Annotated in this window: 12 protein-coding genes; 3 read left to right on the top strand and 9 right to left on the bottom strand. The window is 70.9% G+C overall.

What is annotated here, in order from left to right:
• Positions 1-8: 8 nt before the first annotated feature.
• From CCK91_RS06380 to CCK91_RS06395, 4 genes are all read right to left on the bottom strand, one after another.
• Complete coding sequence (locus CCK91_RS06380; protein ID WP_086473352.1) at positions 9-785, bottom strand: SGNH/GDSL hydrolase family protein; 777 nt, start codon at positions 783-785, stop codon at positions 9-11.
• A 45-nt stretch (positions 786-830) separates the two neighbouring features.
• Complete coding sequence (locus CCK91_RS06385) at positions 831-1,874, bottom strand: LLM class flavin-dependent oxidoreductase (RefSeq protein WP_086473353.1); 1,044 nt, start codon at positions 1,872-1,874, stop codon at positions 831-833.
• Positions 1,875-1,924: 50 nt separating this feature from the next.
• On the bottom strand, positions 1,925-2,275 hold the full coding sequence (locus tag CCK91_RS06390) for a hypothetical protein (RefSeq protein ID WP_079705855.1): 351 nt from the start codon (positions 2,273-2,275) through the stop codon (positions 1,925-1,927).
• Positions 2,276-2,452: 177 nt separating this feature from the next.
• Positions 2,453-3,112, bottom strand: a complete 660-nt coding sequence (locus CCK91_RS06395) for a ThuA domain-containing protein (RefSeq protein ID WP_242664411.1) — start codon at positions 3,110-3,112, stop codon at positions 2,453-2,455.
• Between the two features lie 211 nt (positions 3,113-3,323).
• On the opposite strand from CCK91_RS06395, the gene CCK91_RS06400 reads away from it, so the two are divergent.
• Complete coding sequence (locus CCK91_RS06400) at positions 3,324-4,679, top strand: O-acetylhomoserine aminocarboxypropyltransferase/cysteine synthase family protein (RefSeq protein ID WP_086473354.1); 1,356 nt, start codon at positions 3,324-3,326, stop codon at positions 4,677-4,679.
• Positions 4,676-6,007 (top strand): LLM class flavin-dependent oxidoreductase, encoded by a 1,332-nt coding sequence (locus CCK91_RS06405; RefSeq protein WP_086473355.1) that lies wholly within the window; start codon positions 4,676-4,678, stop codon positions 6,005-6,007. The genes CCK91_RS06400 and CCK91_RS06405 overlap by 4 nt, the downstream gene beginning before the upstream one ends.
• Positions 6,008-6,019: 12 nt before the next feature.
• On the opposite strand, the gene CCK91_RS06410 is transcribed toward CCK91_RS06405, so the two are convergent.
• Positions 6,020-7,006 (bottom strand): NAD-dependent epimerase/dehydratase family protein, encoded by a 987-nt coding sequence (locus CCK91_RS06410; RefSeq protein WP_086473356.1) that lies wholly within the window; start codon positions 7,004-7,006, stop codon positions 6,020-6,022.
• 111 nt (positions 7,007-7,117) lie between these two features.
• Positions 7,118-7,540: an alternative ribosome rescue aminoacyl-tRNA hydrolase ArfB gene (arfB, locus tag CCK91_RS06415; RefSeq protein ID WP_086473357.1), complete on the bottom strand. Its 423-nt coding sequence runs from the start codon at positions 7,538-7,540 to the stop codon at positions 7,118-7,120.
• A 79-nt stretch (positions 7,541-7,619) separates the two neighbouring features.
• Here arfB and CCK91_RS06420 point away from each other — a divergent pair, with 79 nt between their 5' ends.
• Positions 7,620-8,627 carry a diacylglycerol/lipid kinase family protein gene (locus CCK91_RS06420; protein WP_242664412.1) on the top strand — a complete coding sequence of 336 codons (1,008 nt, stop codon included), beginning with the start codon at positions 7,620-7,622 and terminating at the stop codon, positions 8,625-8,627.
• Between the two features lie 7 nt (positions 8,628-8,634).
• Here CCK91_RS06420 and CCK91_RS06425 read toward each other — a convergent pair whose 3' ends face one another.
• The 3 genes from CCK91_RS06425 to CCK91_RS06435 are packed head-to-tail and all read right to left on the bottom strand — an operon-like array spanning position 8,635 to position 12,682.
• Positions 8,635-9,345 carry a cyclodeaminase/cyclohydrolase family protein gene (locus tag CCK91_RS06425; RefSeq protein ID WP_086473790.1) on the bottom strand — a complete coding sequence of 237 codons (711 nt, stop codon included), beginning with the start codon at positions 9,343-9,345 and terminating at the stop codon, positions 8,635-8,637.
• A gap of 24 nt (positions 9,346-9,369) precedes the next feature.
• Entirely contained in the window at positions 9,370-10,380 is a 1,011-nt protein-coding gene (locus tag CCK91_RS06430) for a LacI family DNA-binding transcriptional regulator (protein WP_165766995.1), read from the bottom strand.
• 49 nt (positions 10,381-10,429) lie between these two features.
• Positions 10,430-12,682, bottom strand: a complete 2,253-nt coding sequence (locus tag CCK91_RS06435) for a beta-L-arabinofuranosidase domain-containing protein (protein ID WP_086473360.1) — start codon at positions 12,680-12,682, stop codon at positions 10,430-10,432.

Raw genomic sequence — 12,682 nt, forward strand, 5'->3', positions numbered from 1 at the left:
GGTGCCGGTCAGCCGCGGGTGTCGACCGGCTGCAGCTGGGCGATCTTCGGTTCGCGGCCGTCTCCGGAGGAACGTCCGGTCAGGCGGCGTCCGATCCAGGGCAGCACGTGCTCGCGGTAGTAGGCCGCGGTGCGACGTTGACGCGGACCGGGCGGCGCCGCAGCGACGTCATCGATCCCCCATTCCTCCGGGACCGGCACGTCGAGCGCCGTCAGCACATTGCTCGCCACCCGGGCGTGGCCGAGGGCGTTGAGGTGCAGGCGGTCCACCGACCAGTACCGGAGGTCGGCGAGCGTCCGATCAGCCCAGTTGTCGACGAAGGTCACCCCGTCACGCGGATACCGCACCCGCACGGCCTGGGCCAGCTGCTCGCCGCGGCGGGCGAGGAGCGAACCCATCGGGATGTGAGCCGAGGGGTTCGCCCCGCTCAGCAGCAGCACGTGGGCTCCCCCGGCACGGAGGCGCTCGACCGCACCGTCCAAGCGGTCGGCGACACCGTCGATCGACACCCGCGGGCGCATGATGTCGTTGCCGCCGCCGTTGAAGCTGACGAGGTCCGGACCCATCGCGATCGCACGGTCGAGTTGTTCGTCGAGGATCGGCAGGAGCTTCCGACCGCGGATGGCGAGGTTCGCGTAGCTGACGGTCTCCGTGGACGCCCGGGCGAGGCCGAGGGCCACGAAGTCCGCCCACCCGCGGAGGGTGCCGTCCTCGCGGATATCCCCGTATCCCTCACTGAAGCTGTCGCCGATGGCCACGTACCGTCTGAACCCGTGCTGCGTCATACCTGCACTGTACGCGCGACCGGAAGCCGTCTCCGACCGGTCCGCTCAGGCCGGACGGGACTCCCCGTCCGAGGCCGGTCGCCAGCCGAGGGCGGGCCCGAGCGCGCCGGCGATGTCGGTGAGCAGCTGCGTGTAGTCGTCCGGTTCGAGCGTGAACGGGAGCGCGAAGGCGACCTCGTCGACCTCCTGGAATCCGGCGTGCTCGTGCAGCCGCTCCGCGATCTCCGCACTGTTGCCGACGAGGTCCTCCGCGAAGAGCATCCGCCGCGGTCCGTGCGCGACGCCGACGCGGTGCCGTCTCGACTCGACGTACTCGTGGTACCGGGCTCGCTGGGACGCCGTCGCGGAGTCCGTCGGGATGACCACGAGCCCCTGCGACACGCGGGCCCGCTCACCGGCCGGGTGGAGCTCTCGGAACCGACGGACCTGGGCGGCCTGGTTCGCGGCGAAGTCCGTCGTGCCGTCCTCGGCGGCGATGACGCTGCTCGTGAGGAGGTTGAAGGAATGCTCGCCGGCCCAAGCCGCCGACCGCAGGCTGCCGGCTCCGTACCAGAGCCGCTCCGCCAGACCGTCGGCATGCGGCTCGACCCGTGAGGAGTAGTCCTCCTGGCCCTCGCGCCCGGCGCTGTCACTGACGACGTCACCGCGGATGAAGGAGCGGAGGCGGAGGACGCGGTCGTACCCGAGGTCCTCCTGGTCGAGCGTCGACGGATAGATCGCGTGCTTGAACGCGTCGAACCGCATCGGCTCCCCAGTGCTGAAGCCGGGAAGTAGTCTGCCTCCCGAGAGGACGTCGACCGTGCCCAGATCCTCCGCGAGCCGGAAGGGGTTCTCCGCGCCGAGCGGTGTGACCGCGGTGCCGAGTGCGATGCGCTTCGTGCGCTGCGTCGCCGCCGCGAGGACGGCGACCGGTGAGGAGATGCCGAACTGCAGGTGCCGGTGCCGCAGCCAGGCACTGTCGAACCCCAGGCGTTCACCGAGCTCGATGAGCTGCAGGGTCGCCTCGTGCCCCGCCGCCGGCTCCTCGGGGTCGAACAGGCCCATCGTGAGGAAGCCGAGTCTGCGGAGCGGTGCTGAGGATCGGGCCATGCATCGACTCTACGACGACGCCGGAGCCGGACGTGCCCGCGCCGCGGGTGTCAGCTCGGCGACCCGGCCAGCACGGTGAACATGGCGCCGAGGCTTCCGAGGATGAACAGCATCGTTCCGAGCTGCATGGTCAGCGACTTGTTCCGCGACGCTGTCGGGACGTCCACCTCGAGGATCGGACACCCGGACCAGCCCAGCAGGCCGATGCTCAGACCCACGATGACCGAGCAGCACCACCACACCACGCGGAGTCCCTCGGCGAGGACGGCCGGCCGCCAGCCAGAGCTGAGGAGGAGTCCGAGGACGATCGCGGTGCTCCCGACCGCGACGCCGAACCAGACGGTTCCGGTGCGCATGATGCGCTGGACGTTGTTCTCGGGTGACATGAGGTCCTGTGACACGTGGTGCGGCTTTCTCGAGGTTCCGATTCCTGACGCGGGCCGCGGCCGGCGATCATGGTCGCTCGCAGCCCCGAACAGGAGCTTAGACCTGCTCGAGACAGGTGCTTCCCGTTCGACGGGGGCTTGCGCCGAGGGGGGTCGCGACACAGACGAGGCCGGTCGAGGATGCGTGACGGATCACGCAGACGGTGCCCGGGCCGCCCACCGTGCCAGGGTCGCGAGCAGGGCACGGTGCTCCGCCGAGGCGTAGGACCGCTCGTCGTGTCCGAGTGCGTCGACGGCGACGCGGGAGGTCCCCACCTCGCGGACCCACACCGCGGGGAACCGCTCGCCGTCGACGTCGTGCTCGGCGACGGTGGTGCTCCGACCGACCGGTTGCAGCCGCAGGTACTGTTCGTCGTCCACCGGGATGTCGCCGAGCGGTCCGCCTGCTGGGGACGCCATGCCGCGGACGACGATCGGGCCCATCGGCGGATGCCACGACACGCCGGGCAGCCAGAGCGCCCCGATCGTCGGCGCCCAGTCCGGGTAGTCGCGGAGTGAGGCGAGCGCCGCGTGCATGGCGAGTACGCCGACACCCCGACCGAGCGCCTCCGCGAAACCGTCGATCGCGGCCACCGGCGCTCGGCCCTGGTCCTCGGAGCGCCACGGGTCGCCGGCGTTGACCACCAGGAGCTCCACGCCCTCGAGTCGCGTCATCGCACGATCGACGTCCTCGTCGATCTCGACCGCGAAGCCGGCCGTCCCCAGGACCTCGGCGATGAGCGGGCTCGTCTGCGCGTACGGGTGCCACGGATCCGCATACCGACCGCTCCCCGATGCGATGAGTGCTTTCACGGTTCCCCCTCGTCCGATCCCTCGACGCCGGTCACCGTGTCCGCGGCCGACGCCTCTCCAGGGTACGGGGCCTCCCCCGACGGCTGCGTCGCCGGCCGATTGTGTCCGCGCATGTCGTCGTCACCTGCGCCCACCCCGGTGCCGACCGTAGAGTGCCTGTCACCGACGCCGGGGCGTCGACGACGGCCGAGCTGACGGAGAGGATGAGGCGATGCACGAGCGGGACCGAGGGGGCTTCAGCACCCGACAGCTGCACGCCGGTGGCGCACCCGATGCGCCGCTCCAACCACGGGCGCTGCCGATCTACGCGAGTGCCGGGTTCGTGTTCACGGACTTCGACGAGGCGGAGCGGCGGTTCGGTCCGGACCCTGGTGGATACAGCTACAGCCGGGTCGGCAATCCGACGATCGACGCCGTCGAGCGCCGCCTCGCGGCTTTGGAGGGTGGTGTGGACGCGCTGCTCCTCGGCTCCGGCCAAGCGGCCGTCGGCGTCGCCCTGCTCTCCCTGCTCGAGGCCGGCGACCACCTGCTCACCGCGCCGAGTCTGTACGAGGGCTCGCGCAGCCTCTTCACGGAGAACTTCGGTCGGCTGGGGATCACCACGAGCGAGGTCGCCGATCCGCTCGACGCCGACGCCTGGGCGCGTGCCATCCGACCCGAGACACGCGCGATCTTCGTCGAGTCCATTCCGAACCCCCGCAACGACCTCACGGACCTCCGTCTCGTCGCCGACGTGGCCCATGCGCACGGGGTCCCGCTCGTCGTCGACAACACCTTCGCCACCCCCTACCTCCTGCGTCCCATCGAGCACGGCGCCGACATCGTCGTCCATTCGGCCAGCAAGTTCCTGGCGGGCCACGGCACCGTGCTGGGCGGGGTCGTCGTCGACGGCGGCACGTTCGACTGGGCAGCTCGCGCAGACCGCTACCGCCACCTCACCTCGCCGCTCGCCGCACTCGGCGGGCTCAGCCACGTCGAGGCGGACGGGCGTGCAGCGCTGGCCGCCTACGCACGGGCATCGGTCGCACTGCGTCTCGGCCCGACGCCCTCGCCGTTCAACGCGTTCCTCATCGCACAGGGCATCGAGACGCTGTCACTCCGCGTCCAACGGCAGAGCGAGAACGCCCTCGCCCTCGCGACGTGGCTGGCGGGACGGACGGAAGTGGCTTCGGTCGACTACTCGGGGCTCAACGACAGCCCGTTCCGCGGCCTGGCGGACCGGTACCTGCCGGATGGACAGGGATCGGTGTTCTCGTTCACCCTGCACGGCGGACGGGACGCAGCACGGACGGTCATCGACCACGTCGGTCTGTTCACACGGATGACGAACCTCGGCGACGTCCGGTCGCTGATCCTCCACCCGGCCTCGACCACGCACGCCCAGCGTTCGGCCGAGCAGCTCGCGGCCAGCGGCATCGGTCAAGGACTCGTGCGGATCTCCGTCGGCATCGAAGACGTCGCCGACCTCATCGCGGACCTCGCCTCGGCGTTCGACGCGCTCCCGGTCCGGGAACCGTCGACGAGCACCGCCGCGAGCGTCACGGCGGATGTGGCGGTCGCCGCATGAGTGCCCGGCAACGCTTCGGCTGGTTCCTGTCACGTGGGTTCGGCCCGCACGGTTGGGGGCATCCGTACCTCGACTGGGACTACCGCTGGCAGGAACCCGCCCTCTACCAGCAGGCCGTCCGCGAGCTCGAGCAGGCCGGCCTGGACCTCCTGATCATCGAGGACGCCCTCTCGCTGGGGAACCCCGAGACGCTCGACCTCCGCATCCGCGGCGCCTACGGCGGGCCGAAGCACGACCCACTGAGCCTCGCCCCGTTCCTCTTCGCGGTGACGGAGCGCATCGGCATCATCCCGACCGTGAACCCGTTGCAACTGCCGCCGTACCAAGCGGCACGGCAGTTCGCGACCCTGCAGCACCTCAGTCGCGGACGGTTCGGGGTGAACGTGGTGACCGACGTCGGCAGCAGCCGTCACTTCGGCGAGCCGGTCGTGCCGCACGACATCGCCTACGAGCGGGCGGAGGAATGGCTCGACGGCGTGCGCGCGCTCTGGCGGAGCTGGCGACCCGGCGCGTACGTCGGCGACACCGCCTCCGGACGCTTCGCCGACGGCCGCCATCTCGACCGCGTCGAGCATCGCGGCGCACACTACGACTTCGACGGGCCGCTCAACGCCCTCCCCTTCGATGAGGACTCCGGTGGGGAGCCCGTCATCGTGTCGCCGGGCTCCTCGCCGCGAGGGCTCGCCTTCACCGGACGACAGTCGAACGTCCAGCTCGCCCTCGCGCCGCTCGACATCGCGAGCCTCCGCGCCTACCGGAAGCGGGTCCTCGACGCCTCGGCTGCCGTCGGTCGTGACACCCCTCCCGCGATCCTGTTCGTGTTCAAGCCCGTCATTGTGTCGAGCAGCGCCGAGGCCGATCGACTCGTCGCGGCCTCGGAACAGCCGGACGATGAGACCCTGCGCTCCGTCGCACTCGCGTGGTCGAGCGACCTGGAGACGGACCTCACCGCGCTCGACCTCGACCGACCGGTGGACCCGGCCGTCTTCGGTGACCACGTGTCGCGGGGCAGCCTCGACGCGTTGCGCGGACCACACGAGTCCTTCGCGGCGGCGACGCTCCGGGAGCTGCTCGTGCCCAAGGCACGCCTCGGGCGGATCACCGACGGCAGTGGTGTCGTCGGCACGGCGGCTGAGGTGGCCGACCACATCGAGCGCGCCGGCAGTGAGGCGGACAACGACGGGTTCATCTTCTCGGGCGACCTCCATCCGGTCACGGTGCACCGCATGCTCGACGAACTCGTGCCGATCCTCCGGCGCCGCGGGATCCTCCGTCGGCCGGAGATCGACGCACCGCACGGACTCCGGAGCGCGTTGCGGGCCCCCTGACCGGTCCCGCCGTCAGCGGCTCGTCTGCAGCGCTGCTCGTGGTTCGGGCAGGTCCAACTCCCCGCGGGCGACGAGCGAACGGACGGACTCGAGGACCGCCTCCGTCGAGGTGTAGGCGGGTTCGTATCCGAGCAGCGACCGTGCCTTGTCGATCGACGCGCAGTGGCTCCGGACCAGGTGCTCCCAGGTGGTGTCGGCGTGCTCCGTCGGTGTCTCGGCTCGGAACTGCTCCCAGGTCACCGACTCGAGGTCGGCCGAGCGTCCGAACCAGCCGGCGACGACGTCGGCATAGCCGCGGACGGTCACCGCTGCGGCCGAGGTGACGTTGAGGTCCTCGCCGGCGACACGATCCCGGTTCGCGACGGCGAGCTCGAACGCCTGCGCGACGTCGTCGGCGTGCACGTGGTGCAGCAGCTCGGCACCGAGTCCGGGGATGCGCAGCGGTGAACCGAGTGCGAGGGTCCGCCAGACCCCGGGGTCGAGGTTGCCCAACGGATTGATGGGCGCCCACCCCGGTCCGACGATGTGCCCGGGATGCAGGGAGGTCGTCACCAGTCCGCCGTCGGCGGTCTCCTGCTGGAGCAGCCGGGCGATCTGGTCCTTCTGGACTCCGTAGTCGCCGAACGGCGCCGTCCCGGAGCCCTCGACGATGGGGACGGACGCGCTGGGACCGTAGCGCCAGATCGATCCGCAGTGGAGCAGCTGACCCGTGTTGCCGCGCAGTCCCTCGACGAGCGCCGTCGCCGAAGCGACCGTGAAGCAGACCAGATCGATGACGACGTCCGGGCCGAGGTCCGCGACGCGTCGCGCGAAGACACCCTCCCGGTCCTCGGCCTCCCGATCGGCCCGGATCCGCTCGACCTGGTCCCACTCGGGCGCGTCCGTGTACGGTGACCGATCGCCGCGGCTCACGCTCACGACCTCATGGCCGGCCCGGACGAGTCGTGGGACGAGGAAGGTGCCGATGTGGCCGGTCCCGCCGATGACGACGATGCGCATGGTGTTCCTCCGTTCGCGCACGACGACGGCGTCGACGGGTGCGCTCTCCGGGAACGCTAACGGACCGGACCGTTCGACGCACGCCCTTGCGGGAGGCGACGTCGCGACCCGCTAGTCGTCGGAGGGACGTCGTCGTTGCTGTTTGGTGGCGCTCCGCTGCTGTTTCGCGGCGAGGTGGCGTCGTGCCGATCCGCGGGTCGGACGCGTGGGTCGGCGCGTCGGCGCCGGCGGCGCGAGTGCCGACCTGATGCGTGTCGCGAGCGCTTCGAGCGCGAGTTCGCGGTTCCGGAGCTGCGATCGCTCGCGGGAGACGGTCACGGTGATGGCGCCGCCGACCAGCCGAGCGCCGAGCCGCTCGAGCAGTCGGTCGCGCTGCTCGTCGGTGAGGACGGCCGACTCGGCCACACTCCACGTCAATTGGACACGGCTGTCGGAGGTGTTGACGTGCTGTCCGCCCGGGCCGGACGACCGGGAGAAACGCCACTGCAGCTCGGCTGCTGGGATCGTCAGTCCGGGCGACACCTCGAGGTCCATGGGGCAAGCGTCTCACGAACCCGCGGCACGGCTCGCGTCCACCGCTGGTTCCGAGCCGGTGCCTCCTATCCTTGACGCTGTGAACGAAGGACCAGCCGAACGCGGACGTCGACGCGCAGCCGTCGTCGTCAATCCCTCCAAGGTCGACATCAAGGTCCTCCGCTCGGCCGTCGCAGCCGCTGAATCGACGCACGGACTGGCACCCTCCACCTGGCACGAGACGAGCGCCGACGACGACGGCCGGGGTGCGTCCGCGGCGGCGATCGCCTCGGCACCCTCGGTCATCCTGGTCGCGGGAGGCGACGGGACGCTGCGGGTCGCCGCCGAAGCCATCGCATCCACCGGCATCCCCCTCGGGCTCCTCCCGGCCGGAACGGGCAACCTCTTCGCCCGAGCGCTCGGCCTGCCGTTGGGCGACCTCAAGCGGTCGGTCGACATCGCCTGTTCAGGGCGTGACCAGGTGGTCGACGTCGGTCAGGTCAGTCTCGGGCGCAGCGACGGCACGAACCGGGACGAGGTCTTCCTCGTCATGGCCGGCATCGGCCTCGACGCGCACATGGCCGGCCACACCAACGAGCGACTGAAGCGACGGATCGGCTGGCTCGCCTACTCCGATCCGATCGCGCGGAGCATCATCGGCAACCGGCAGTTCGACCTGCACTATCGGCTCGACAACCGTCCGGAGGCGGCTGCCCGAGCGCACACGATCATCGTCGGGAACTCCGGCACGCTCACCGGTGGGGTCCTGCTGCTCCCCGAGGCCGTCGTGGACGACGGCCTACTCGATGCCGTCATGCTGCGCCCGGGAAAGGGTCCGGGTTGGGGCAACATCGGCTACCGCCTGACGTTCAACCGGATGCTGCACCGCACGCGGTTCGGCCGACTGGTCGGTCAATTCTCGCCGAAGGCACGCGCGATCAGCTACGCACAGGCACGGACGATGCACCTCCGACTCGAGGAGCCGCAGGAGATTCAGCTCGACGGCGACTCGCACGGTTCGGTGATCTCGGTCTCGCTGACGAACCTGCACCACGCCCTGATCGTGCGGGTCCCGAGCGGCCCGGCTGCGCGCCCCGGCGGGCGCTGACCACCGGCTACGACGCCGCGTCGGTGGGAGCGGCCTCGGGGTCGATCGACGCCGCGAGCCGGTCGATCCGCTCGAGGGCGCGGTCGAACACGGGGACCAGTTCCCAGAGGCGCGGCTCGTCGGCGCGGACCTCTTCGAGGGAGGCGTGTGCGCTGCGGACCGAACCGAGATCGAAGCTGACGTTGGTCCGCGCTCCCGTGATCGCGGCACGGAGTGCACCGATCGCCACCGCCACGTCGGCGATCAGCGCCGGGTTGCCGTGCACGGTCAGCCAGGCGAGATCGTCGATCGCGTCGACGGCATGCTCCCCGAGCCGCGCGGAGGCCGCGGCCGCCTCGATGGACGCGGCACGGATCGCTTCGTCGCGTTCGACGCCGGCCGGGAGCCGGAAGGCACTGCCGAACGCTCGCGAGGCATGGGCGTCCTCGTCGGCCAGACGCAACGCCAGCTCGGAGCGTGCCTCAGCGCGAGCGCGGAGTGCGGCGATCGTCGCCTCGGCCTTGGATCCGTTCTCGTCCTGCCCGCTCGCGTCCTCGGCGACATGCGTGGCCCGGGTGTAGCCGGCGACCATCGCGGTGAGACCGGCCGCGATCGCCAGCATGAGTCCGGATGCGGCCCCGCCGCCGGGGTTCCCGGTCGCCGTACCGAGCGCCTGCATCCAGGTCGACACGCTCGAATGCTCCGTCGACACCTCGTCGGTGTCCGATGATCCCGTCATGGCGACCATTCTCCCGCGTCAGCGTCAGCTCGAGGCGCGGACGATGAGTTCGGTCGGGAACTCCGCCCGGTCCCCTGGATCCGTCCCGGGTTCCGCCTCGAGGACGAGCTGGACCGCACGCGCGGCCATCGCACGCATCGGCTGTCGCACCGTCGTCATCGGCGGCGGCATCAACCTGGACTGCGGGAGGTCGTCGAAGCCGACGACCCTGATGTCGTCGGGGATGCGGAGCTGCAGTTCTTCAGCGGCCCGGTAGACGCCGTAGGCCATCTCGTCGTTGCAGCTGAACACCCCGATCGGGAGGCCCCCCTGCCTGAGCAGCTTGCGCACGGAGACGAACGCACTCTCCGAGGACCAGGGAGACGAGATCTCCTCGACCGTCGCCCCGTCGGCGTGCCGTTCGACCGCCGCTCGGAAACCGGCCTCCCTCGCGCGACCGAACCGGTACTTCGGCCGACCGGTGATGATGAGGAACCGACGTGTTCCCCGCCGGGCGAGGTGCCGACCCGCGTCGAAGCCGCCCTGCCAGTCGGTGGACCCGACGCTCGGCAGACTCCGCGCCGGCTCCGCACGCGGATCGAGGAGCGCGACGGGGATGTTGGCCGAGGCGAGGATGTCGAGCTGGGAGACATTGGGACGGATGAGGCACACGACGACACCGGCCGAACCCCGCGCGCGTGCCCGACTGGGCCAGTCGTCGACCATCGACTCGCTCTCCGGCGTGAGCACCAGGTCGTAGTTCGCCGCAGCGGCCGCCCGCCGCACACTCGTCACGACCGTGTTCGCCCAGGGGTCGTCCCACTGACTCATCGCCAGGTCGAGCAGGCGCGGGACCGAGCGAGGTCGGCCGCGACGCTGTGCTGCTCGGTCGTACCCGAGGTCGTGCGCTGCAGCGAGGATGCGGTCCCGGGTGTCCGGGGACGCATGGCGCTTCCCGGCGAGCACCCGGGAGACGAGTGACACGGAGCATCCCGACTTCGCGGCGACGTCGGCGAGCGTCACGTTGAGGTCGTCCCGCTCCGGCGTCGTCGTCATGGCTCCATGGTCCCGCATCCCGGGGTGCTGTGCGCGCCGGTCTCGGTGGTCAGGCGCCCTCGGCGGTCAACACTCGGAGCTCGGTGCACCGCGGGGTCTCGCGATCCGGCTGCGCGACGAGCGCGAACCGCCGGACACCCCACCCGGCGCTGGTCGGCGTCAGTGGGTACTCCGCCCACTCCAGGTCGTCGTCTCGCCCGCCCTCCTGCGGAGCGACCGGCGAGCCGTCGATCTCCAGGGTGAAACCGTGGCCAGCCGGGTCGTGCAGCCAGGTCACTCTGACGACCCGGCCGAGGAGATGCGGGTCGACGAGCGTCACGGACAGACGCTCGGCCGTGCTCCGCCAGCGGACACCACCCACCGCGCCGCTGGCGCTGGCCACTCCCTCGAATCCGTGATCCGCCTCCGGCTGCTGCTCGCCCAGAGCGACCCGGTCGACCGTCCGTCCGTCGATGCTCGCGGCGCGTCGGTCCCGCTCGACCAAGGCCGTGCGGCGCCGAGCGACGGCATCCTCGTCCGCCGTGGACGCCACGGGGAACGTGACGGTGTACCGCGCGTCGTGCAGCCCGGCGAAGGGTTCCAACGGGATCGGTCCTCGGTCGGAGTCGATCCGGAGTCGCCCGTCGGCGTCCCGGTAGGGCACAGCCGACCGCGGGACGATCGGTGCCGAGGCGAGCGGGGTGAGCGGGCCGACGGCGGTATGCGGGGCGTGGGCGCGTCGGGCCAGCACCACGTCGGTCGGCAGCGACTCGCCACGGGCGGCCAGGACGGACGGACCCCAGAGGAGCGAGGTCCAGTCCGAGCCGTCCGGGTACGGTTCCGCACGACCGCCCATGGTGAGCTCGAATGACACCGTGTCGCCGTCGCTCCACTCACGATCCAGGACGAGATGGCCGCGTTCGAGTTCGGCGGTGACCGGAGCGCCGTTGAGGAACACCTCGGGTGTCGGATCACTCCACCCGGGGACTCGGACGCGGAGCCGGAACCGCCGCGAGCCGGTGAGCCCGAGGGTGAGTCCAACGACGCCGTCGGACGGGAAAGCCGTCCGTTGCTCCAGCTCGAGACCGAGTTCCGGGAGCCGCACGACGGAGGGCGCGAAGAGCTCGACCGACAGCGTGTCGTCGTCGAACCGGTACAGCGACTCACCGTGTTTCGCGTGGCTCTCCAAGCCGGTCCCGACGCAGCACCAGAAGCTGTGCTCCGGCGCGGAGTAGACGCGGTAGTGGTCGGGTCGCATCGAGGTGAAGTAGACGAGCCCTCCGTGCTCGGGGTGCTGCGATGACAGGAGGTGGTTGAAGAGGATCCGTTCGAGCGCGTCGGCGATCGCCGGGTCGGACTCGTCGGCACTGAGCCGTCGGCCCAGCTTGATGAGGTTGTAGCTGTTGCAGGTCTCCGGCCCCTCCCGATCCTCGGTCATCGGGGTGAAGTCGTCGATGGCGTGGAAGTGCTCGCGGACACTGTTGCCGCCGATCGCGACCGTGCGCCGGGTCAGGATCGTCTCCCAGGCGAACCGGGCCGCGCGGGCGAGGGCCGGATCACCGCTTCGTGTGGCGAGCGCGGCGAACCCGACGAACTGCGGGATGCGGGTGTTGGCGTGCAGGCCGGTCAGTTCGTCGGACCGGCGCGACAGCGGTTCGCTGAGGGCGGTGGACGTGAAGCGGGCCGCCATCGCGAGATGGCGGGGATCGCCCGTGAGGTCGAAGAGGTCGACGTACGCCTCGTTCATCCCGCCGATCTCCGTCTCGAGCATGAGCTGGAAGTGCTCGTCGTCGATCCCGGCGGCGAGTTCCTCCCACCAGGTGGCGAGGCGCAGGACGACGTCCCGTGCCACATGATTCCCGGTCAATCGGGCCGCGTCGATGAGACCGGCGTACAGCTTGTGCAGGTTGTACCAGGGCACCCAACGGCCGGCGCGGAAGGTCGACTCGGTGATCCCCGCTGCGACCTCGGACCAGAGTTCGGCACTTCGAGGGACGCCACCGACGTACCCGGACCCCAGGTGGTCCTGTGCGCGGGCCAGTTCGGCGACCGTGTACGCGAGCCGGGAGCGCAGGACGTCGTCCCCGGTGGAGGCGACCATCAGGGAGCAGGCCGAGAGGTAGTGCCCGGCGGTGTGGCCGTCGAGTCCGCGCACCTCCCAGTCGTCGTACGATGCTGCCCGAGGCTCCAGGCCCGCCTCACGGAGGAACGGGGCGAGCAGGCGATCGGGCTCGAGGGCTCGCAGGTACGCGCGGTCGGCTTCCTGCGCCTGGAACAGTGGCCCGCCCGTGAGGGTGACCTGGGAGATCGGGACGAACGGCAT

The sequence above is a fragment of the Plantibacter elymi (nom. nud.) genome (assembly GCF_900177795.1).
Taxonomy (GTDB): Bacteria; Actinomycetota; Actinomycetes; order Actinomycetales; family Microbacteriaceae; genus Plantibacter; species Plantibacter elymi.

Bases quoted from the DNA above. Each gene is read 5' to 3' on its own strand.
- CCK91_RS06380 (WP_086473352.1), bottom strand. From the start codon at position 785: ATGACGCAGCACGGGTTCAGACGGTACGTGGCCATCGGCGACAGCTTC.
- CCK91_RS06385 (WP_086473353.1), bottom strand. From the start codon at position 1,874: ATGGCCCGATCCTCAGCACCGCTCCGCAGACTCGGCTTCCTCACGATG.
- CCK91_RS06425 (WP_086473790.1), bottom strand. From the start codon at position 9,345: ATGACGGGATCATCGGACACCGACGAGGTGTCGACGGAGCATTCGAGC.
- CCK91_RS06400 (WP_086473354.1), top strand. From the start codon at position 3,324: ATGCACGAGCGGGACCGAGGGGGCTTCAGCACCCGACAGCTGCACGCC.
- CCK91_RS06435 (WP_086473360.1), bottom strand. From the start codon at position 12,682: ATGCCGTTCGTCCCGATCTCCCAGGTCACCCTCACGGGCGGGCCACTG.
- arfB (WP_086473357.1), bottom strand. From the start codon at position 7,540: ATGGACCTCGAGGTGTCGCCCGGACTGACGATCCCAGCAGCCGAGCTG.
- CCK91_RS06410 (WP_086473356.1), bottom strand. From the start codon at position 7,006: ATGCGCATCGTCGTCATCGGCGGGACCGGCCACATCGGCACCTTCCTC.
- CCK91_RS06430 (WP_165766995.1), bottom strand. From the start codon at position 10,380: ATGACGACGACGCCGGAGCGGGACGACCTCAACGTGACGCTCGCCGAC.
- CCK91_RS06405 (WP_086473355.1), top strand. From the start codon at position 4,676: ATGAGTGCCCGGCAACGCTTCGGCTGGTTCCTGTCACGTGGGTTCGGC.